Annotated in this window: 16 protein-coding genes and 1 pseudogene; 9 read left to right on the plus strand and 8 right to left on the minus strand. The window is 38.6% G+C overall.

All coding sequences use genetic code 11. The features are described from left to right. Positions 1-81 precede the first annotated feature (81 nt). Positions 82-345, plus strand: a complete 264-nt coding sequence (locus VB694_RS14045) for a hypothetical protein (protein WP_323360939.1) — start codon at positions 82-84, stop codon at positions 343-345. Positions 346-808: 463 nt separating this feature from the next. After that, positions 809-1363 carry a protoglobin domain-containing protein gene (locus VB694_RS14050; protein ID WP_323360940.1) on the plus strand — a complete coding sequence of 185 codons (555 nt, stop codon included), beginning with the start codon at positions 809-811 and terminating at the stop codon, positions 1361-1363. Between the two features lie 16 nt (positions 1364-1379). Here the strand turns inward: VB694_RS14050 and VB694_RS14055 are convergent, their stop codons facing one another. The 3 genes from VB694_RS14055 to VB694_RS14065 form a co-directional block, all read right to left on the minus strand. Then, positions 1380-2333: an MDR/zinc-dependent alcohol dehydrogenase-like family protein gene (locus VB694_RS14055; RefSeq protein WP_323361008.1), complete on the minus strand. Its 954-nt coding sequence runs from the start codon at positions 2331-2333 to the stop codon at positions 1380-1382. Positions 2334-2485: 152 nt separating this feature from the next. Beyond that, positions 2486-3292 carry an inositol monophosphatase family protein gene (locus tag VB694_RS14060; RefSeq protein WP_323360941.1) on the minus strand — a complete coding sequence of 269 codons (807 nt, stop codon included), beginning with the start codon at positions 3290-3292 and terminating at the stop codon, positions 2486-2488. A gap of 65 nt (positions 3293-3357) precedes the next feature. After that, positions 3358-4794 (minus strand): BCD family MFS transporter, encoded by a 1437-nt coding sequence (locus VB694_RS14065; protein ID WP_323360942.1) that lies wholly within the window; start codon positions 4792-4794, stop codon positions 3358-3360. A 139-nt stretch (positions 4795-4933) separates the two neighbouring features. Here VB694_RS14065 and VB694_RS14070 point away from each other — a divergent pair, with 139 nt between their 5' ends. Next, a complete protein-coding gene (locus VB694_RS14070) occupies positions 4934-5869 on the plus strand; it encodes an aldo/keto reductase (RefSeq protein WP_323360943.1) in 936 nt (311 codons plus the stop codon). A gap of 114 nt (positions 5870-5983) precedes the next feature. On the opposite strand, the gene VB694_RS14075 is transcribed toward VB694_RS14070, so the two are convergent. Together VB694_RS14075 and rimO are read right to left on the minus strand one after the other, a co-directional pair. Continuing rightward, positions 5984-7525 carry a DEAD/DEAH box helicase gene (locus VB694_RS14075; RefSeq protein ID WP_323360944.1) on the minus strand — a complete coding sequence of 514 codons (1542 nt, stop codon included), beginning with the start codon at positions 7523-7525 and terminating at the stop codon, positions 5984-5986. A 133-nt stretch (positions 7526-7658) separates the two neighbouring features. Beyond that, positions 7659-8984, minus strand: coding sequence for a 30S ribosomal protein S12 methylthiotransferase RimO (rimO, locus tag VB694_RS14080; protein ID WP_323360945.1), 1326 nt, complete (start codon positions 8982-8984; stop codon positions 7659-7661). A 936-nt stretch (positions 8985-9920) separates the two neighbouring features. Between rimO and btpA the strand changes: the two genes are divergently transcribed. The 3 genes from btpA to VB694_RS14095 all read left to right on the plus strand — a co-directional run bounded on the left by btpA (position 9921) and on the right by VB694_RS14095 (position 14365). Continuing rightward, positions 9921-10769, plus strand: a complete 849-nt coding sequence (gene btpA / locus VB694_RS14085) for a photosystem I biogenesis protein BtpA (protein ID WP_323360946.1) — start codon at positions 9921-9923, stop codon at positions 10767-10769. 108 nt (positions 10770-10877) lie between these two features. Continuing rightward, a complete protein-coding gene (locus tag VB694_RS14090) occupies positions 10878-11870 on the plus strand; it encodes a vitamin K epoxide reductase family protein (RefSeq protein WP_323360947.1) in 993 nt (330 codons plus the stop codon). A 287-nt stretch (positions 11871-12157) separates the two neighbouring features. After that, positions 12158-14365 (plus strand): CHASE2 domain-containing protein, encoded by a 2208-nt coding sequence (locus VB694_RS14095; RefSeq protein WP_323360948.1) that lies wholly within the window; start codon positions 12158-12160, stop codon positions 14363-14365. A gap of 823 nt (positions 14366-15188) precedes the next feature. Here VB694_RS14095 and nadB read toward each other — a convergent pair. From nadB to VB694_RS14110, 3 genes are all read right to left on the minus strand, one after another. Continuing rightward, positions 15189-16859 (minus strand): L-aspartate oxidase, encoded by a 1671-nt coding sequence (gene nadB / locus VB694_RS14100; protein ID WP_323360949.1) that lies wholly within the window; start codon positions 16857-16859, stop codon positions 15189-15191. A gap of 330 nt (positions 16860-17189) precedes the next feature. Then, on the minus strand, positions 17190-17618 hold the full coding sequence (gene psbU, locus VB694_RS14105; protein WP_323360950.1) for a photosystem II complex extrinsic protein PsbU: 429 nt from the start codon (positions 17616-17618) through the stop codon (positions 17190-17192). A 347-nt stretch (positions 17619-17965) separates the two neighbouring features. Continuing rightward, entirely contained in the window at positions 17966-18745 is a 780-nt protein-coding gene (locus VB694_RS14110; protein WP_323360951.1) for a DUF3120 domain-containing protein, read from the minus strand. Positions 18746-18930: 185 nt separating this feature from the next. On the opposite strand from VB694_RS14110, the gene VB694_RS14115 reads away from it, so the two are divergent. The 3 genes and pseudogenes from VB694_RS14115 to VB694_RS14125 all read left to right on the plus strand — a co-directional run. Then, positions 18931-19839 carry an undecaprenyl-diphosphate phosphatase gene (locus tag VB694_RS14115; protein WP_323360952.1) on the plus strand — a complete coding sequence of 303 codons (909 nt, stop codon included), beginning with the start codon at positions 18931-18933 and terminating at the stop codon, positions 19837-19839. A gap of 110 nt (positions 19840-19949) precedes the next feature. Then, entirely contained in the window at positions 19950-21293 is a 1344-nt protein-coding gene (locus VB694_RS14120) for a TIGR03279 family radical SAM protein (RefSeq protein ID WP_323360953.1), read from the plus strand. Positions 21294-21443: 150 nt separating this feature from the next. Beyond that, a pseudogene (locus tag VB694_RS14125) lies at positions 21444-22213 on the plus strand (glycoside hydrolase family 10 protein); the annotation flags it as partial.

Raw genomic sequence — 22213 nt, forward strand, 5'->3', positions numbered from 1 at the left:
ATATATCTTTAGCTAGAAGTGATCAATGAGGAGTGAGGAGTTATATTAATTTCTAACTCCTCACTTGTATTAGAACTTGCCATGTTAAATTTTGTATCTTTCCTAATTCAGGGACTACAACCATTCTTAATTCCAATTTGTTTTGTCATAGCTTGGACTATGATTATTTTGGTATTTCTAAATTTATGGACAGCAACACGAGAAACAGTTAAAACTGCTCAAAAAATGCACCAAATTCCTTGTCATAATTGCCAATTTTTTACTAATAATTACCGTCTTAAATGTACGGTAAACCCTTATATTGCTAATACAGAAGAAGCCATTGGTTGTAAAGATTATCAGTAAGAATTCAGGTGGGACGATAAGATCCCCGACTTCTTTTATTGATTATGTCCATAAATGATAAATTGATGTCAGAAGTCGGGGATCTAGTTTCTATAGCTAAATACTTACGACTTTTTTTATTGATTGTGTCCACAAATTATAAAAATTATAAATTGATGTCAGAAGTCGGGGATCTGGTTTCTATAGCTAAATACTGATGATTATCAATCAAATTAATTATTATCTTTCTGTCAGAATCAGGATTTAGAGGATTTGAGGATGTACAGGATTAAAAAATAAGTAGTTGATTATCCCCAGATGTAACACAAATATTTGTAACAATTATTTCTATCATCACAAGTTTTTCAAATTTGCCGGTTAAATTAAAACCAGTACAGTGGTCGCTTCTCAAAAGTACATCTGTTTGATAGCAACCAATTAAGTGCGCGTAAGTTTTAACTTGGCAAAGGAAAAAGAACTAATTATGACTATAGATCCTGTTGTTTTCATGAATACCTTGATAAACAGATTTGATTTTACCAATGAAGATAAAGTTATTCTCAAAGCCAATGCAGAATGGGGACTAGAAATAGCAGCAGAAATGGCAGATCATTTCTATACTTATCTAGGACGTGATGAAGAAATGAATGCCATTTTAAATGCAACTGAAGGCAGAATTCATCGCTTACGAGAAACATTCGTGGTATGGTTTCATGAAATGTTTACAGGAATTGATGATTGGAGTGCTGGTTATTCTCAATGTCGTTGGAAAATTGGCATTGTTCACGTCAAGATAGGAATTCAACCCCAGCATATAGTTCCAGCTATGGCCACCGTAGTTCATGAAGTCGGTAAAAAACTCAAAGTAGAAGGAAAATCAGAAGAATTAAAAGACGCTTTAGGTAAAATCTGTATGATAGATTTGGCGTTTATTGAACAGTCTTATATAGAAGTTGCCACAAATGCTGTTTTAAAAGAAACTGGTTGGTCAGCAGCTTTGTTTAAACGTCTAGTTACAAATGGTGCAGCATCAATGTAATATTTTCCATGATTTGCTAATTCATATCTAACAACACTTTTAAAACTCCCTTAGTTTGCGCTTTTTCAAAAGCAGCTAACCCTTCATTTAGGGAATAATGAGAATGAATTAGTGATTCTACATCAACCTGTTTTGTCGCTAATAATTTTAATGCTGGGGTAAAGGGTCCACAACGAGAACCTATCAAGGTAATTTCATCTACCACTAATGAAGAAGCATCTACGCTAAGATTACCAGCGTAGGTACTTTTTAAAACTAGCGTACCTCTAGGACGTAAAGCGCGACGTGCAGTAGCAAAACCTTCGGGATTTCCTGTACAATCAACGGAAATATCAAAAGTTCTATCTTTCACATCATCAGCTAAACCAGTTTTTATTCCCCTAGCTGCTAAATTCGCTAATTTATCTTTGTGTCTCCCTACTACTAATAAATCACAACCAGTTAAAGCTAAAGTTTGTGCTATTAACTGTCCTAATTTTCCATCTCCAACTACTAAAACTCTATCATCTTTAGATAATTTTACTTGTTCTTGAATTTCCAAAGCTGCTGCTATAGGTTCAGTGAAAGTTGCTGCGTCTGTGGAAACATTTTCCGGTACGAGATGCAGGTTTTTTTCAGGTAAACACAAATATTCAGCAAAAGCACCATTACGGTTAACAATACCTAAAACTGTGCGATTTTCACAGTGGGTAGGTTGTCCACTACGACAAAACCGACAATAACCACAAGCAGCGTTAATTTCACCGACAACTCTTTTATTAATGAGATGTTCTGAACCTTTTTCTACAACACCGACAAATTCATGTCCTAAAATACCTTTGTAGGGATAATAACCTCTGAGTAATTCTAAGTCAGTGTTACAAATTCCTGCACGCAAAACCCTCACCAAAGCTTCTCCCTCTGGTGGTTCAGGTATGGGAAGATCGGTTTTTAATTGTAATTGCTTGTTTTCTAACCACAGTCCTTTCATAATTTTGTCAGTTGTCATTAGTTGTTAGTCAATTAGTCATTAATTCAAAAGCCAGATCCCCGACTTCTTTTTTATATATTCAATAATTATGATATTGATCTTAGAAGTCGGGGATCTTAATTACCAAGTGCTGATGAATGATAGCTGAATGCTTAAAGTTTGAGGTTTGAGAGAAACGGTGTAAACACAGGAATTATTTCCGGTTGACTAACAACCATTGTGGGAAAAGAGCGATCGCTATAATCTGTTCCTGATAATAATGGAAAAGGTTCATCTTTTAGAGATATCCAACTACCCCCAGCAGCTTGAACAATTACCCAAGCACCTGCAATATCCCAAACCTTTGGTGTTGCTTCAATACCTCCCAAAACTGCACCAGTCGCAATTGTTAAAAAGTTATAACTAGCAACTCCTAACATTCTTAATTTACAGGGAAAACCAGGTTGAATTATTCCCGTACTGCGGGAACAAAGATTAAAAAAGTGATTACTGCTAGGAGCATCTTTACTGGTATGAATAGCGTGATTATTTAAAAATGCTCCTGTTGGGGTTGTTAAGCCTGAAGAACCAGGCCAAAAACCATAAAATGCTTGATTTAAAGGTGGTGCATAAACATAACCAAAAATGGGCGTTCCTCGATAAAGTAAACCCAAAGAAATCGACCATATAGGAATACCTCGTGTAAAGTTGGTTGTCCCATCTAAAGGATCAATTACCCAACACCATTCTGTATCAGGAAAAGTTTGATCGCTTTCTTCACTTAAAATACCGTAACCTGAGAAAGTAGAAGCGATCGCATCTCTAATTTCTTGATCAGCCCATTTATCAGCTTGAGTAACTAAACTACCATCTGCTTTTTGAGAAGCTTGCACTTTCCCAAAATCGCGCATTAATTGTTTTCCCACTCTGGTAGTAGTGGTTTCCGCAAAGTCTAAAATCGTATTCCAAAAATCATTCATTTTTTATTAGTTATTAGTTATTATTTATTAGTCACCTGTTCCCCGTTCCCTGTTCCCCGTTCCCTTTAATCTAAATCACTTTCTAAAACAGAAGCTAAAGCTTGTTTAGTATTGGTTTGAAATTCTGTCACATTGACTCGGTTTAAAAACCAAATCGAAATTAACATCCCCACTGCTTCTAAACCAAAAACCAAGCCATAAGCTAATACTAAATTATTGGGTAATAAATTACGTCCTATATCTAAAACTGTACCACCGATAACTACAGCTATTCCCCTAGATATAGACTGTGCTAGTCCCCAAGCACCAATAAAAGTACCTGCGGCTTCTGCAACTGTTAGATCTAACATTAAACTCACTGCTGCTGTAGTTAAGAAACCCGTAGATAAACCAAAGATTACTAAACCAAATTTTAGGAAATTAGGATTAGCAGAAAATCCAGAAAACCCTAGTAATAAAGCAGAAAAAGCTACTAAAATACAGCCTAATTTGATAGTTCTGCGTTTACCCAAACGTGGAACAATGAAAAAGCCTGTGACACCATAAGCAATTAAAATACCTATACCATAAAAAACATTGAGTTGGGTACTTTCAGCTAAAGGCATATTAAACACTTCACCCGCATAAGGTTCTAAAATTGGATCTTGCATAAACAAGCTGATAGTCATCACCAATAAAAAGGTGAAAAATATCCCTGTTTGCGGACTAGCTGTTAATATTGACCAAGCTTTACTGATGCTAATATTATCTTCTCTGTTTCCTGGTGTGGAACGGTTGGAAAAACGAGAATATTTTTTTTCTACACCCAAAGTAGCAATTATTGATAAACCAAATACTACACTGGGAACAATTAGAAATAATCTATTAATGGCAGATTGTAAAGTTTCTAAAGGTGCATTACCATCCAGTTGTTTTAATAAACTAGAACTAACAATAGCCCCAACTATAATACCTACCATTAGCATTGACCAAACAATACCAACGACTTGGGAACGGTTATCTTCTTCTGAGATATCAACCAACAAAGCTGCAAATGTTGTACCACTGATACAAATTGCTAAACCATAAACAGCGAAAACTAAACCTAAAACTCCTGTCCAAGCAATAGTTGTAGTTGTCCATACCCAGCTATCACCACTACTCGCGGCGTTTAACTGCCATATTACTTGTACAGCTAAAAAAGCAGCGATCGCAAATATTCCTGCTCCCACCCACACATAAGCTGTACGATGATAACCTAACAACGGTTTAGCATCCGACATCTGTCCAAATAAAATCCGGGTAGGAGACACAAAAGCAGGTATTGCTAACACTAAAGCCACTATTGTAGCCGGAATCGCTATTTCCTGAATCATGACTCTGTTGAGTACCCCCAGAGTCAAAATAGACATCATACTCAACCCCATCTGAAATAACCCTAGCCTAAACATGGTCGGTATATCGACCTTTGGGACTGCTAGAGAGTCTTTTGGAGTATCAAATGTATTACTATTACCTGCCATAGCTACTTTTTTGTATTGTTTACACTCATTAACCAAGATAAACCTAAACACCCAACCTATTTCGCATAACCTGAACAGGTTAAGGGAAAACGCTAAACTAAATAAGTAAAGAAATGTAAATATAATCTATTTTAGCAAAATGGAAGCGATCGCATTAGGTCACAATGGCGCAAATGTTCCTCCCCTGTGTATAGGAACATGGGCTTGGGGTGATAAACTGTTTTGGAATTATGGCGATGGTTACGGTGAAGAACAGTTACAAGCAGCTTTTACCGCAGCTTTAGATGCTGGTGTGACTTTTTTTGATACTGCGGAAGTTTACGGTTTAGGACTTTCGGAAGAGTTTTTAGGAAAGTTCATCAAACAAACAACCCAAAAAGTACAAGTTGCTACCAAATTTGGACCATTACCTTGGCGTTGGGATGGAAAATCTGTATCTGAAGCTTTAACCGCCAGCCTCCAACGGCTACAACTTGAAAGAATTGAATTATACCAAGTTCATTGGCCGTTTGCTTTCTTTCTCAGTCAAGAAACTTTGATGAACACCTTAGCTGATGAAGTGCAGAAGGGAAGAATCGGTGCAGTAGGTGTCAGTAATTATTCTGCATCACAAATGCGAGAAGCACATCAAATATTAGAAGCACGAGGAGTACCTTTAGCTGTTAACCAGGTGCGTTATTCTCTATTAACACGGCAAATTGAAACTAATGGTATTTTCCAAACTGCTCGTGATTTAAATGTCACAATTTTAGCTTATAGTCCCTTAGCTCAGGGATTATTAACAGGCAAATATACCACAGCCTACAAGCCCACAGGTGCAAGAAGCATAGACCCGCGATTTAGTCAAGATGGTTTAAATAAAATTGCCCCAGTTTTATCTTTACTGAGAAAAATCGGTGAAAAATATGATCGTACCCCTGCCCAAGTAGCCCTTAACTGGTTAATTGCTCAGGGTAACGTAATTCCCATTGCTGGAGTCAAAAACGCCGAACAAGCGAAACAAAATGTCGGCGCTTTAGGTTGGAGAATGACCGATGATGAATTTGGCGAGTTAGATCAAATTACCCGCCCTTGACACAATTTTAGATTTTAGATTGGCGACTTTAGATCAGGAAAAATCATCAGTTGCCAATTCCCTCAATTCCTAAATTTCAATCCAAAATCCAAAATCCAAAATTAACTCAAACCCCTATTCTCTATGTGAACCCAGTTTTTGATTGCTAGGTGTCACAGAAGGTTCACGGCGACTTGTCCGTAATTTAGGCTTGGATGATCCCCGTCCTTCATCACCATTGCTGTCAGATTTAGACCAAGAGGAACGACTGCGTTCACCACCGCCACTGCGTGGGTATTCACCACCATCACGATCACGACGCTTGTTAAGTTTAGGTTTGGAAGATGGTTCTTCTTGGGGAAGATCCACACCAGATTGCAACCAATCAGGACGGGTTTGATCATAGGCAATTTGTAGCGCCGCCGCAGCGATCGCTTGAGCATCATATTTCTCAATCAACTCGCTAATGATTGGTAAAAATGAAGCTAAACGCTCACCAGTTAAAGCTTCTGCTACTTGTTCCTGCAATTTCTTAATGTGTCTAGCTTCAATTTGCGCTCTGGTAGGAATTGTTAACACCTGCCAATTTTGGCGGTTATGGCGTTCAAATGCCTGTTGTTTGCGGCGTTCAAATGGTTGTACCAGAGAAATCGCAGTTCCTTCTTTACCAGCACGACCAGTCCGGCCAATTCTGTGAACGTAGGTTTCCACGCTATCTGGTAAATCAAAGTTGATTACATGAGAAAGTAGATCCACATCTAAACCACGAGCCGCAATATCAGTAGCTACCACCCAACGGACTTGATGATTACGGAACCGAGTCAATAATCTTTCCCGCGCTTGTTGGGATAAGTCACCATGATATTCATCCACACTATGACCAGCAGCTTGCAATTGATTTGTCAATTCTGCGGCGGTGCGTCTGGTGCGGACAAAGATTAAAGCTGTTTCTGGATCTTCCATTTCCAGAATTGGCTGTAAAGCTTTGGCTTTTGTCCAGTGACGAGGAATAAGGTAAGCTACCTGATTGATTTTATTAGGTGAAGCTTTTTGCTGCTCAACAGTGACAGTTGCTGGTGAGTTCAAAAATTTGTTAACCAAGGAGCGAATAGATGGGGGCATTGTTGCCGAGAATAAAGCTGTTTGGCGCTCTTTGGGAGCTTGGGACAAAATTTTGATGACATCATCAATAAAGCCCATGCTCAACATTTCATCAGCTTCATCTAAAACAAACCATTTCACCTGGTCAAGCTTTAAACTGCCACGCTCTAGCAAATCTATCACCCGTCCTGGTGTACCGACGACAACATGAACACCACGTTTTAACTGCATCATTTGGCGATCAATTGACTGACCACCGTAGATTGCTAATACTCGCAATCCATCATCACCCATGAATTGGGAAATAGCATTGTGAACTTGCATTGCCAGTTCACGGGTAGGCGTTAACACAATTGCTTGTACCGCTCTTTTGCTTACATCCAGCTTTTCTAACATCGGTAGAGAAAAGGCTGCTGTTTTGCCTGTACCTGTTTGCGATTGACCAACCACATCACGACCCGCTAACAGTTGAGGAATAGCTTGGGCTTGAATATTTGTAGGTGTGGCAAAGCCAAGTTTTTCTAGAATTTCAACACGCTCTTGAGAAATGCCTAGTTCTTGAAAGGTAAGATTCATTAATTCTCCTCGATTTTATTGATTGTGAGTTTTGGACTTGTAAACCGATACTTATTTGTAAGTTAGGTAATTGGTAATTGGTAATTGGTAAGAATAAACTCTTGCCTTTTGCCTTTTGCCTTCTTACTGTCACCTAATTCCCTGAACTGACAACTTCACCATAGAGATCGTAGGTATCGGCACTGTGGATCTTGACTGGCACGATGGTTCCTAGCCTCGCGTCGCCTTTAACATAGACTTGACCATCAACTTCTGGGGAAAATCTGCCGGAACGACCGATTAATTCTCCACTTTCGGGATTTTCTTGCTCAATCAGGACATCAACTATTTTGCCAACTTCCTGTTGATTTTTGCGGAGGGAAATTGGTTGTTGGAGTGCCATGATTTGATCGCGACGCTCTACCATCAATTCCTGTGGTAATTGATTTGGTAAATTGTAGGCGGGGGTTTCCTCTTCTGGAGAAAAGGTGAAGACACCAACATGATCAAATTCGTGTCGCTCGGTAAACTCTAGTAAATGTTCAAAATGCTCCTGTGTCTCTCCAGGGAAACCCACAATAAATGTGGTTCGCAGCACTGCTGATGGTAGGGAAGTTTTGATGCGCTCAATAATTCCGTCATTTACTCGTCCCTGCCAAGGACGATTCATGGAGCGGAGAATCTCTGGATGAGAATGCTGCAAGGGCAAATCTAAATAAGGCAGAACATTGGATGTTTCTTGAATTGCCGCTATTACATCTGGAGTTAGTCCAGTCGGATAAGCATAATGTATTCTGATCCACGGTACGTCTACTTTCCCTAAAGCGCGGATTAATTCCGCTAACTTGGGTCGTCCGTAAATATCTAAACCATAGTTTGTGGTGATTTGGGAAATTAAAATAATTTCTTTGACCCCTTGATGAGCCAATTGCTCGGCTTCAGCAACTATTGATTCAATAGTACGCGATCGCTGGTTTCCTCTTAAATAAGGAATTATACAAAATGCACAACGATAATCGCATCCTTCAGCAACTCTCAGGTAGGCTACTCCTTCAGTTGTTGTCCGATAGCGTGGTGTGTTTTCATCGGCTATGTAGGTGGGTTCGGCACTAATTTGTTTAACTCGCTCTCCCTGTTCTACTCGCTCTATCACATTCACAATTTTGTGATAGTCGCCTGTGCCAACTACGGCTACTGCTTCTGGCAATTCTTCCAATAATTGTGATTGAAAGTGTTGCGCCATACAACCAGTAATAACGACTTTTTTATTAGCTTCTGCCAATTCTACTAAAGTTTTTACCGATTCTTCCCTGGCAGCTTCGATAAAACTACAAGTATTGACAATTACATAATCAGCTAACTCTTCATTTGTATCTACACTATAACCTGCCTCTACCAATAGTCCTAACATATGTTCTGTATCTATTCGGTTTTTCTCGCAGCCCAGGTGAGAAATGGCAATCGTTGGCTTGTCACCCATATTTTGAAAATATCTTCAGTTTTTTGGTCTTGTTGTCAAACATTACAAACATCAATTATGTGCTTTTTCCTATACCCTAATCAGGTTACAGTCTTAATTACCTCGGTTGTTAGTTGTCTAGTTGAGGCTGGTATTTGGTCATCGGTAATTCGTAAAAAGCCTGAGCAAGAAATATAAATATTCCTGGTAAATATTCCTGGTAAATATTCCTGGTAAATATTCCTGTTGTTTTCGCTCGGCTTTGTCACCTTAATTAGCAACTTACGTTAGTAGATTTCCACTACCAGTATTTTTCCTGCAAATGCCCACGGGCGTAAGACCCTAATCAGTAAAGATATAGAGGTCATGCTATGATGTTTTTATTAATCTGTTTCCCAGGGTAAATTTAAGTGTCTTTAGGTAATTGTGACACTGTTGATATATTTTAACGATTCGCTGATTGGTATTTTAAACTACCCTAGCGTGTGCGTTGTTAATTTACCCATCGGGAAGCCGCCCAAAGGGCTGTTTGTGAGAAGTCGCTACCCTCAGGGAAATCGCAACCGCGACCACGCCTTTAAAGCAGTAATGCTACCCTACTTCAGGCTGGTGCTGCGACGATGCGCGAACGAGATGCCCAAACCACGGGAAGCTGCTTTGCGTCTTGTGAGTGGCAAACTCCTCTTGTAGCCAAGTTTTATCTTAACATATCTTATGAAAGGTTTAACGCCAATTTCCATCTTCAGCAGGAGGAGATTTCTTAAATCCTGAATAACACGCCAAAGCAAATCATGATTCTGACCAATAATTCCTTGATGGTACAAGCCGCCGGATTTATTTGTGGGGTGAATCCAAAATCCAAAATCCAAAATCCTGTTAGATGATAACCTTTTGAGCCTGGGTTTCTGAAACAAAAAAATTTTCAACTCTGGACAATGCCATCTTCAAATTAAAGACGTGGACTTATCTCAACTATTCAAAACTCGCAAACCGATTATTGGCGTAGTTCACCTGCTACCCCTACCTACCTCACCCCGTTGGGGAGGTAGCCTGAAAGCGGTAATTGACCGTGCTGAACAAGAAGCTACAGCCCTTGCCAGTGGGGGAGTAGACGGCTTAATTGTGGAAAATTTTTTCGATGCTCCGTTTACTAAAAACCAAGTTGATCCAGCCGTTGTCAGTGCTATGACTGTGGTGGTACAACGTATACAAAACTTAGTAACATTGCCTGTAGGTCTCAATGTTTTACGAAACGATGGCAGAAGTGCAATGGCGATCGCTAGTTGTGTAAAGGCACAATTTATCCGTGTTAACGTCCTCACTGGGGTCATGGCCACAGATCAGGGATTAATAGAAGGAGAAGCTCATCAATTACTCCGCTATCGTCGAGAACTAGGTTCTGATGTGAAAATCCTGGCTGATGTTCTCGTTAAACACGCCCGTCCTTTAAGTTCTCCTAACCTAACAGTTGCTGTTAAAGACACAATAGAAAGAGGTTTGGCTGATGGGGTAATTTTATCAGGCTGGGCAACTGGTAGCCCTACCAGTTTAGAAGACTTGGAGTTAGCTTGTGGTGCAGCTGCGGGTACACCAGTTTTTATTGGCAGTGGAGCAAACTGGGAAAATATTGGTACGCTGATGCAAGCTGCCGATGGTGTGATTGTTTCCAGTTCTTTAAAACGTCATGGTCAAATTTCGCAACCGATTGATCCAATTCGCGTCAGTCAATTTGTGGAAGCTGCTCATCGGAGTTGGAATTCCAAAGGTGAAACTAAATCAAGTTCCTCAGTAAAATTACATTCTTAGGAATTGGGGACTGGGTATTGGCGACTGGGGACTGGGGATTGGTAATATTTGAGTATTCCCTATTCCCTATTGCCTGACTAATGACTAATGACTAATGACTAAATACTTATGATTCGCCGTCGTTCTACTCCTTGGATTCATCAATGGTCGCGTCCATTAATTGGGGCGATCGCTGGACTTGGTATACTTAACACAGGTTATCTCACTTATGAAAAGCTCACAGGAGGTAACACTGTTTGTACTACACCAGAAGGTGTTAAAGGTTGTACTGATGTACTTTCTAGCCCTTGGGGTACGGTTTTTGGCCAGCCTTTAGCTCTGTTTGGCTTGTTGGCATACATTGGTATGTTGGTATTGGCTTTAGCTCCCCTGGCATTAAAATCAGAAGAGAAAGAAAGCAAGAAAAATACTAAACAAATAGAGAATTTGACTTGGTGGTTGCTGTTGCTGGGAGCGATCTCCATGTCAGTATTTAGTGGATATTTAATGTATGTCTTAGCATTTAAACTCCAAGCTCTATGTTGGTACTGTATTGCTTCAGCGTTGTTTGCGGTGAGTATGTTAACTCTGACAATTCTGGGACGTGACTGGGAAGATATAGGGCAAATCCTCTTTACAGGCGTTATTGTCGTCATGGTGACGCTGATTGGTACTTTAGGCGTTTATTCGGGCATTAATCCCGATGGGACAATCGGATCTCCAGATGGTCCTCAACGAATTGCAGCCTTTGTTCCCAAGGAACAGCCTAACCCTGAATTTGGTTGGGAAATCACCACCACTTCTGGAGAGTCAGAAATTGCCTTAGCAGAGCATCTAATCAAAACTGATGCTAAGGAATATGTAGCCTATTGGTGTCCTCATTGCCACGATCAAAAGCTGCTATTTGGCAAGGAAGCTTATAAAATCGTCAGCGATAATATTGCGGTAGAGTGTGCTGCGGACAGTCCCAAAGGCAAGCCAGAATTGTGTCAAGCTGCAAAAATTGAGGGTTTCCCCTCTTGGATTATCAATGGTAAAACCTATAGTGGTGTGCAGAATTTAGAGGAACTGGCAAATATTACTGGTTATACAGGTTCGCGCAATTTCAAATATTTTAGGTAAACTTCCGCAATAATTTAGTCCACATTATTCCCTAACTAGGCTTACCGCTAAAGTTGGGGATTTGCTTTTTTAATCAAAACACTGTCACCATCAATTGATATCTTAACCGCCTTGTCCGCTGCTATATTTTCACAATAAATATTAAGTAGGTAGGCGTTGAAAATTGTCGTTATGGCAAGGCAAAAGGCACTCATGCAAGAGACTTTCAGAGATTTTACATTTTTGTACTTGCTTGGTTTTTTCGAGCCGACTTACTTAGATTATAAATTACCAAAGACTAGGTTTTTATGAAACAACAGTCTAACAATTTTCTTTTGAGACTTGTATTGGCAATTAAACAAATCCTTAGTCAAGGACGCAGAGAATTGATTACTGCGGGATTAATTACCTTTTGTGTACTGTTGTTGCGATCTTTGGGATTATTGCAATCTCTGGAGTTAGCAGCTTTAGATCAGGTTTTTCGTTTACGTCCTGATGAAGCACCAGATGAACGCATCACTATCGTAGCAATTGATGAAACTTCTGTTCATCAAGTAGGTTCTTGGCCGATTGCTGATGAGAAAATAGCTCAGGTATTGTTCAAATTGAAAGACTATAAACCACGTGCAATTGGCTTAGATATCTACAGAGATTTTCCTGTACAATCTGGTCATGAAAAACTGGTGAATGCTTATCAAGAAATACCAAATTTAATCGGCATTGAAATGCTGACAACTAATAAAAATAATAGGGTTTTACCTGCACCAGAGTTAAAACAAAATGACCAAGTAGGGTTTAACAATGTGCTTTATGATGCTGATGGCAAAGTCCGCCGTAGCTTGTTATATCTGCACGTCAATAATCAAGCATATCAAAGTTTTGCTTTGAAGCTGGCTTTATTATATCTGAAGTCGGAGGGCATTACACCCAAAAAGTCTGCCAGCCATCCTGAATATTTACAGTTAGGTAAGGCTGTATTTACTCGGTTTGAAAGTAACGATGGTGCTTATGTTGGTGCTGATGCTAGAGGCTACCAAATTTTGGCTAATTTTCCTAAACCTCGTTGTCAAACTCCATCTATTCAACCTTGTTGTTATGATCTTGTCTCTTTGCAAGATTTATTAGCTGATAGAGTTCCAGAAAAATTGATTCGCGATCGCATTATTCTCATCGGTTCTACTGCACCTAGTCTTCAGGATTTTGTCTTTATTCCCTATTCCAGTCGTCTAATTGGTATGAGTGAAGCCCAACCTATAGCGGGTATCCAATTGCAAGCTTATTTTATCAATGAATTAATTTCTGCGGCTCTACAAGAAAGACCTTTGCTAAAAGTCTGGTCTGATTTTTTAGAAAGTTTATGGATTGTTATTTGGTCTTTGATCGGCTCAATTATTATATCACGTATTCAACAGCCAAGAAATAGTATATTCATATTTTTATTATGTGGATTGCTGTTAAGTATAAGTGTTTATATTGCCTTTTTATATGGTTGGTGGATACCGATTCTTCCAGCATGGCTAAGTTTTTATGGTTCAGCTATTGCCATGATTTTCCAGATTGTTTATATGCAGGAAGAATTAAAACGCTCTCAGGAATTTTTACATCAAGTTATCAATGCGATTTCCGACCCAATTTTTGTCAAAAATGAACAATATCAATGGATTGTTTTAAATGAAGCCTATTGTCAATTAATCGGTTATTCCTATAATTTATTAATAGAAAAATCAGACTATGAGCTTTTTCCACAACATCAAGCTGATATGTTTAGAAAACAAGATAATTTTGTTTTTCAGACTCATCAATCCCAAGAAAATGAAGAAGAATTTACTGATGCTCATGGCAATACTCATTTAGTTGCTACTAAGCGATCGCTCCACAAAGACGCTGCTGGTAATTTATTTTTAGTTGGCATTATTAGAGATATTACTCAACGCAAACAAGTTGAGGAAGAACTCAAACGTACTGCTGATAATTTATTCCGATCTAACCATGAATTAAAACTCCAAGAAGACAACTTGCGCCAACTAGCATACCATGACCCTCTCACTGGGTTATACAATCGCAAATTTTTTAATGAACAACTTGAAGAATCTCTCCATTGGTCACAAACTCATAATTTCATGTTGGGATTATTATTTATTGATTTAGATGGCTTTAAAAAAATTAATGATACTTTAGGTCATGACATGGGCGATCACTTGTTGGTAATTATTGCTCAACGCCTGAATAATGCCTTACGTGCTAGTGATATAGTTTCTCGTTTAGGTGGTGATGAATTTACTATAATTTTACGAGCTATGACTAACGAACAAGTAGCTGCAAATATAGCTGAAAAACTTTTAAACGTCATCACTGAACCAATTGTTTTGGATGGCCATGTCACTAGAGTTTCTGCCAGTATTGGGATTAGTATTTACCCTCACAACAGCGACAACAGTGAAACTTTAATTAAACAAGCTGACACAGCAATGTACCAGGCCAAACATCTGGGAAAGAATCGCTATGAGTTTACCTAATCACCCCAATATTCCCAACTTCTTGAAAAACTCCTGTAGGGGAACGCCCCTACTTGGGGAAAAACCGATAAATTATCGCCCGAATGCTGATGCTTACAGTCCCGTTAGGGATACGTCCCTACGACTCAATTAGATATTAATAATTTATATTAATTTAGATAAAAATTAATAACTATTATTGAATTTTTATACTTTTTTCCACAAGAAAGTTAGTATTTATACTGAAAAAAATTAAGCTTTTGTTAAGAAAAACCAAAGTCTGGAATTTTATCCTAATAAAGAATAATAAATATCCACCTTATGACTGATGTTGGAAAGGATGTAATAGTAATATTTCTTAATAATATGGATGATTTAAGATTATATTCCCCATCTTCAGTAACAAGCTAATACAAATCACTTAGAGGTTAATTAGCTATTTAGTAAGAGAAATAATTTCATCAAGTTTTGATTTTTTATGAACTACTTAATCAGTATACATCTTGAGCTAAAACGCGTCGGGGCGCAACTATATGCTAGTAAATCTACGAAAATACCTGGAAACAAATTTGAAACTCACAAGCATTATTATAATCTTGTGCATATTTAGTATCTTTATACTATATCTCTGTGTGTCAGAGGTAAAAATAAACTTTCATAGTTTAATTTTGAATAGTTTTAGCCACACTAAAAGCTTCCGTTTCAATAGTCGCGAGATGAATAATCTTAGTGAAGAGACTTATATCCCACCAAACTATGGTGCGCCTGATAGTCAACATGGTAGCGGTACACGCTAATACAATTTTAGAGTTTAGATTGAGATTGTGGTTAAGCTCGTGATAGTTTAGTGAGATTTCCACCAACAATGATTTTGAATAATTGTGTGAACTTGCCAATCAGGGTTTGATAGAGGATAATCTAAGCGGTAGTGTCCACCACGACTTTCGGTTCTAAAAGCAGCACTTTTGATAATTAAATAAGCTACATCTAATAAATTACGAGTTTCTGCCCAAAGTCGCAATTGCTGATCAATATTTGGTAAATTAAAATTAGCTGATTCTGTAGGAAGTAAACTTTGCAAGAATTTGCTCAAAGGTAAATTAGCGAAATCTTGTTGCCAAAATTCAATTGTTTTGATGGCATTTTCTAAACTTGATTTTTCTCGACAAATACCAGCACTTTGCCAAACTAAACGCGGTAACTTTTCTCTAAGAGCTTCCATCTGTAATTGTTGATGTTGCCAATCACTTGTAGACAAGATACAAGATAAAGGACTGGATTGTAAATCTGATTTTTTTACATCATCCTGCATGAATGCGTCAAGCTCTAAATTAGCCATCTGCGCCCCAAAGACAATACATTCCAACAGAGAATTACTAGCGAGACGATTAGCGCCATGTACTCCCGTACTAGCAGTTTCTCCCAGAGCATACAAACCGGGAATATTGGTACGATTTTGTAAATCTGTAAAAATACCACCCATCCAATAATGAGCCGCAGGTGCTACAGGAATCGGTTGATTAAAAACATCAATACCCCAATGTTGACAAACATTAATAATATTAGGAAAGCGTTGACGAATTTTATCAGCCGGGATAGGTCGCATATCTAACCAGACATTAGCAGTAGCCAGATCATCTGCGGTATGTTGTAGATGACTGAAAATGGCTCTACTCACCACATCTCTCGGTGCAAGTTCACCTGCTGGATGGTAATCAAAAGCAAAACGTTTCCCTTCATTATCGACAAGGTGCGCTCCTTCACCCCTTACCGCTTCACTAATGAGAAAGCGCCCTGGTTTGGTAAGAGCAGTAGGATGAAATTGGACAAATTCTAAATCACGGAGAATAGCCCCAGCCCGCCAAGCTATAGCCACACCATCACCTGTACTGACAGCAGGGTTAGTAGTTTGGGCAAATACTTGACCACCACCACCTGTTGCTAAGATGATAGCCCCAGCTTTGATCCATTTAACTTGACCTTGATAAAATAGGCTGATTCCTTGACAACGCCCTGTTTCTGGTTCTATCCATAAGGACAAAGCCAAAGCTTGCTGAATCACTTGGATATTTTGACGGCGTAATACTTGGGCGGTGAGAGTCGTTGTTACTTCCCTCCCTGTGGTATCGGCGGCATGAAGCACGCGATGACGGGAATGGGCGGCTTCTAGGGTTAAAGCTAGGGTGTTACCATGACGGTCAAAGGCTACTCCTAAGTTAACTAAAGATTGAATACAAGTGGGGGCTTGTTCAGCTAGGAATTTTACCGCTGCGACATCACATAAACCCGCACCGGCTTTTAAAGTATCTTCAATATGCAGTTGTGGTGAATCCTCTGGAGAAACAGCGGCGGCTATACCACCTTGCGCCCAGTCACTAGCGGATAAAGTAACGGTTTCTTTAGTAATTAAGCCTACTTGTAAGGATTCTGGTAAACACAGTGCTGTATATAGTCCAGCAGCACCAGCGCCGACTACTAAGACATCAAATTGGTTAGGAATATCTATCTGAGACAAGGTTAGAGGATTGGGGAGAAAAATTTTAGATTTTAGATTTTAGATTTTAGATTGGAGTTAACAAAATCCAAAATCCAACTGAGACAAGGTTATGGGAGGTGGGGGATGGGGATTGGGGAGAAAAATTTTAGATTTTAGATTTTAGATTGGAGTTAACAAAATCCAAAACCCAAAACCCAAAATCCAAAATTGAATTACCAATTCCCCAATGAGCAACTAGTACAACACGGCGTAAATAAACCAACCATTCTCAATCGCCAAAGAGCCTATACTGTCTTAGTTTTGACTTTTGACTTTTGACTTTTGACTTCCGAGAAAGCGGTACTAGGGTTATCTGTAGATACCGTTGTTAATACGATCATCTCCTTCGTTGAAGTTAGGCTCGTATTCTGTCACGGTCAAGTTATCTAGGTTTGCTTGTAGAAGCTGTTTTTGGCGATCGCTCAAATTAGCGATGTTGAATACATCATCTACACTCTTGTATGGAGCATTTTCGATGATTTTCTTGGCTAAGGTGGGATACATCCCTGGATACTTTTGAAAAGCCGCAATGTTGGTATTATTCAAATCTATTTTTTTACCAAATTCTGTTGCCAGCTTCTGATCTGCCTTATTTTGGCGGGCAATTGCCATTACAGGAACTTGTGGCCAGCTAAAGCTGTTGAAATTAGCAGCTTGGGCTGTTTGATTAGTGCCTAACCATCCCCAGCAGCCGAGCAACAAACTAAATACTGTTAATAAACGTACTAATCCTTTCACTATCTTTCTACCTCTTTCCATTGAACAGGAGTCAAACTTTTCAACTACAAGCTTTCAACTAGGGGCAAAAGTGAGAATTATGAAGTATTAATTCAACCCCACTGATAATGGAGGGACTGATGGATTACTTGTCTTCTCTGACTTCATGCTCTTGGTCAATAGCTGATAGCTGAATCAACACACAGCAGTCATCACAAACTAATATACAGCTTAGTGAACTACCCAACTTAGCTGTATTTGAAGTTCAAATTTCGGGTATTATTTGCCTTTACCACGTTAGAGATTTTTTTTTGATTTTACTTTGTAAAAATTTATTACTAATCGGTGATCTTCCGTGGCTGAAAAATTTAGGCAAGAACCGCAGCTAGTAAAAACAGACTGTCTACTAAAATTGTACTCAAAACTGCTCCACTAAAGGCGTACCAATGGCGTTGTTTTTTACCTAAAGATCCTAACCCCACTGTCAGGAGTGCTAAGGCTAAAATAATTGCCCAGCCTTCTCCCCAAGGGGTTTGCACTTGTGCTAAGGCATTTTTTAAGATTTGTGAAGCTCCAGCGGCATCTGTTCTCATAATTTGCCGCCAATAGGGCATTAAGTCTACTACATAGAAGTATATATCTGTTAAAACTGTGCCTAAGAGAGAACCTAAATAAAACCAGTTACCGACTTTGCCCCAGTTTCTACACAAGCACCAAATAGCAAAGGGTAGGCCGATTGATTCTATGGGGATGTGCCAGAGGGGTTCCCAGCGTAACCAACCCCAGTAAATTGCTCCTGTTAACCAACTCCAGCTAAATCCTAAGAGTAAATCACCCCAAAAATAGGTTTGCTGTCGTGACATTAATGTCAAACTCAGCCAAATCCAAAATCCTGTCATGACGACGCTGAGATTAGGTAGCGATCGCACTAATGGCGCTTCGATAAATACTGGTACTGACACCAAAAACACGGCAGCTATAAACATTAGCCAGCCTTGTTTCCAAGAAATTACCGTCGGTAGAGATGGCGATAATGAAAGGGTAGACTCTAATTCTTTGATACTTCTATGCCTGGGATCAGTGCTAGGTAATTCAGTGTCAATAGAGGCGTTAGCAGCAGTGTAAGCAGAAAATGTATGATTAATCAATTTTTTTAATATTTGTTACTAAACTTTACTTATCTACAATATCACACTATTAAATCCCCCCAGGGGGCATCCTAATTATACTGGAAATTTGCCTAGTGTGAATCTATCCCGGAAAAACTGATGACAACAGCGGATTAGATTGGATAATTTGCTAGAATTACGCATTCATTTTGGGAGTCTGATTGATGACAATGACATTAGAAATAAGTAGTATGGGTTTACTATTCTCACAACTGCTGGCCGTGGCGGAAAATACTGAAAAAGTCACCCCGGAATGGTTGCAGGCATTTATTTTAGGCATTGTGCAAGGGATTACAGAGTTTTTACCGATTAGTAGTACAGCACATCTTTTAATTGTTACCAAAGTATTTGCTTGGAAAGAACTAGGTTCTAAAGACTTTGTTGATGCCATTCAATTTGGTAGCGTTATCGCCATTTTGTTATATTTTCGGGTATTAATTTCTAGTTTGATTAAAGGCGCAATTAAAGCTCTCAAGGATAAAGACTGGGAAAGTGAAGAATGGAAAATTGTTGTGGGTATTGCCGTGGGGACAATGCCAGCATTAATTTTTGGCTTTTTGTTAAAAGATATTTTACCTGAGAGTGCATTAATTATTGCTATAATGTCAGTTGTGATGGCAATTTTGTTAGGTTTAGCGGAAAAAATTGGCACTCGCAAGCGTGGTTTTGATTCCTTAGAAATTCGGGATGGTATTTTAGTAGGATTAGGACAAACTCTAGCTTTAATTCCTGGGGTTTCTCGTTCTGGTTCAACCTTAACTACTTCCTTATTTTTAGGATTAGAACGTGATCCAGCAGCTAAGTTTTCATTTTTGTTAGGATTTCCCACGCTGACCATAGCTACTTTATATAAAAGCCTGAAAATATTTAAGCAATTTCAGGAACAACAATTACCAGATAACATAGTTTTACTATTAGTTATAGGAATTGTTTCCACCTTTATTTTTTCCTATTTATCAATTGCCTTTTTGATGCGATACTTACAAACTAAAAATACCTATGTTTTTGTTTGGTATAGATTAGCTTTTGGCAGTGCTATTTTATTAGCGATCGCATCTGGTTGGCAAGGATAATTGTCAAGGAGTCAGGAGTCAGGAGAAAGATAAATATTCCCCATTCCTCATTCCCCATTCCTCATTCCCCATTCCCCATTCCCCATTCCCCATTCCCCATTTCCTGATATATGTCTACTATTCAACCTGCAAAAATTACCAAGGTGCTTCCCGAATCCATCGCTGCTGAAATTGGCTTTGAAGTTGGTGATGAGATCGTTGCTATTAATGGAGTAAAACCACGAGATTTAATTGATTATCAATTTTTGTGTGCAGATGAAATTTTAGAACTAGAAGTATTAGACACAACTGGAAAAACCCATCATGTTGAAATTGAAAAAGATTATGATGATGATTTGGGATTAGAATTTGCCACCGCATTATTTGATAATTTAATTCAATGTAATAACCGTTGTCCCTTTTGTTTTATTGATCAACAACCACCAGGTAAACGTTCTAGTTTGTATTTCAAAGATGATGATTACCGTTTAAGTTTCTTATATGGTTCTTATTTAACTCTGACTAATTTACCAGAAAAAGAATGGCAGCGGATTGAACAAATGCGGTTGTCTCCCTTATACGTTTCCGTTCATGCTACAGAACCAGAAGTGAGAAATAGATTATTAAAAAATAATCGGGCAGGACAGATTTTAGAACAACTCAAATGGTTTCAAGAAAGACGCTTACAAATTCATGCTCAAGTAGTTGTTTGTCCGGGTATCAATGATGGTGAACATCTGGAAAAAACATTAAGAGATTTAACATCTTTTCATACAGGAAAAACACCAGCAGTCGCATCTGTAGCAGTTGTTCCAGTTGGTTTAACGCGATTTCGTCCCCAAGAAGATGAACTCATACCTGTGACACAAGAAAAAGCCAAAGAAGTAATATCTCAAGTTAAATTATTAACCCAGGAATTTCGGCAAAAATTTGGTTCTAATGTAGCTTGGTTAGCCGATGAATGGTTTTTAATTGCAGGTGAAGAATTACCCAGCGAAGCTGAATATGGGGAATATCCGCAAATAGATAATGGTGTTGGTTCAATTCGCTTATTTATCAAGCAATTTACCAGTGTTGCTAACGAATTACTACCAGAAAAAATCTCTTCCCAGAAAAAATTAACTTGGGTGGTAGGTAACGCCGTTGAACAGGCATTTCAACCACTTGTGAAACAGTTAAATGCAGTGAAAGGTCTAGAGATAAATATGCACGCCCTATGTAGTGATTATTGGGGGCAAAATATCAGTGTTACAGGATTATTAACTGGACATGATTTACTAGTTAATTTAAAAGGGCAAGATTTAGGAGATGGTATTTTGTTACCTAACGTTATGCTCAAACATGGAGAGTTAGTATTTTTAGATGATATGTCAGTAGAAGAAGTATCTCGTCAATTGAATATCAGCATATTCCCAGTTGCAGGAGTTGAGGATTTAATTAATACTTGTATCAGTGAGGGAGTTGGGAATAAGTAAGTTGTTATTTATTCTCACAATTTGCATTTCTGTTTTTATCTACTAATGTGTGAGGAATAAATCGTGAATAATCACGCAGAGAAAATTAGAAATAAGATTAAATTCCCATTCAAAGCAGTGGGATTATTTTGTTTGAAGTTTAATTTTTTAATGTTTAATTTTTGGGGGATTTTACCTGCAAATGCAGCAACACCAACAGGGGTATTGAATGTAATTAAAAGCCAGGAAAATACCCAGGAATGGACAGAGATTACTAAACGATTGCAAACTGTAGGAGCAAAATATTGTGTAATTCCCCTAGCTAATATCAAAAATGTAGAAGATTTAGGACAACAGCGGGTATTATTGTTGCCAAATGTGGAGACATTAACGGCATCACAAGCGATGGTACTACAGGAATGGATGAGCAGGGGAGGGCGTTTAATTGCCAGTGGTCCGGTAGGTAATTTATCAAGTTTAGGAGTGCGCCAAGCATTGCGAAATATGCTAGGTGGTTATTGGGGATTTAACCTCAATGATATTCAAGAATTGCAATCGGCAAAAACTAATACACAAGCATGGGCAAATCAAACAGAATTATTTGGTAAAGTGTTGGGTGCAGTGATGATTGCTGACAATCCTCAGACTCAAACTTCTGCGGTTTGGAATTCCCAAAATCAGTCAGCAGCAATATTAACAACTGAACGTTCAACTTTTTTAGGTTGGCGTTGGGGAACAGATAAAAATTCAACAACAGAATTAGATACTGCTTGGTTAAAAGCCTTATTAAATAATTATTTAAAACTAGCAACTAAACCAGAGGTAAGTCCTGCTCAAAAATGTCCGCCATCCTCAATAAATATAACTTTAATAAAACCCACTGCAATTAGTAATACTAATTCACGCCAACCAATAAATCAACCCAGAAAAGTAACTGTTAG

It is taken from the genome of Anabaena sp. UHCC 0451 (assembly GCF_034931405.1).
Classification (GTDB): Bacteria; Cyanobacteriota; Cyanobacteriia; order Cyanobacteriales; family Nostocaceae; genus RDYJ01.

Excerpts from the sequence above, each read along its gene's own strand:
- VB694_RS14060 (WP_323360941.1), bottom strand. The coding sequence starts at position 3,292 with ATGAATGATTTTTGGAATACGATTTTAGACTTTGCGGAAACCACTACT.
- VB694_RS14120 (WP_323360953.1), top strand. The coding sequence starts at position 19,950 with ATGTCTACTATTCAACCTGCAAAAATTACCAAGGTGCTTCCCGAATCC.
- VB694_RS14095 (WP_323360948.1), top strand. The coding sequence starts at position 12,158 with ATGAAACAACAGTCTAACAATTTTCTTTTGAGACTTGTATTGGCAATT.
- VB694_RS14065 (WP_323360942.1), bottom strand. The coding sequence starts at position 4,794 with ATGGCAGGTAATAGTAATACATTTGATACTCCAAAAGACTCTCTAGCA.
- VB694_RS14115 (WP_323360952.1), top strand. The coding sequence starts at position 18,931 with ATGACAATGACATTAGAAATAAGTAGTATGGGTTTACTATTCTCACAA.
- VB694_RS14045 (WP_323360939.1), top strand. The coding sequence starts at position 82 with ATGTTAAATTTTGTATCTTTCCTAATTCAGGGACTACAACCATTCTTA.
- rimO (WP_323360945.1), bottom strand. The coding sequence starts at position 8,984 with ATGGGTGACAAGCCAACGATTGCCATTTCTCACCTGGGCTGCGAGAAA.
- VB694_RS14055 (WP_323361008.1), bottom strand. The coding sequence starts at position 2,333 with ATGAAAGGACTGTGGTTAGAAAACAAGCAATTACAATTAAAAACCGAT.
- VB694_RS14075 (WP_323360944.1), bottom strand. The coding sequence starts at position 7,525 with ATGAATCTTACCTTTCAAGAACTAGGCATTTCTCAAGAGCGTGTTGAA.
- VB694_RS14090 (WP_323360947.1), top strand. The coding sequence starts at position 10,878 with ATGATTCGCCGTCGTTCTACTCCTTGGATTCATCAATGGTCGCGTCCA.
- VB694_RS14050 (WP_323360940.1), top strand. The coding sequence starts at position 809 with ATGACTATAGATCCTGTTGTTTTCATGAATACCTTGATAAACAGATTT.
- VB694_RS14070 (WP_323360943.1), top strand. The coding sequence starts at position 4,934 with ATGGAAGCGATCGCATTAGGTCACAATGGCGCAAATGTTCCTCCCCTG.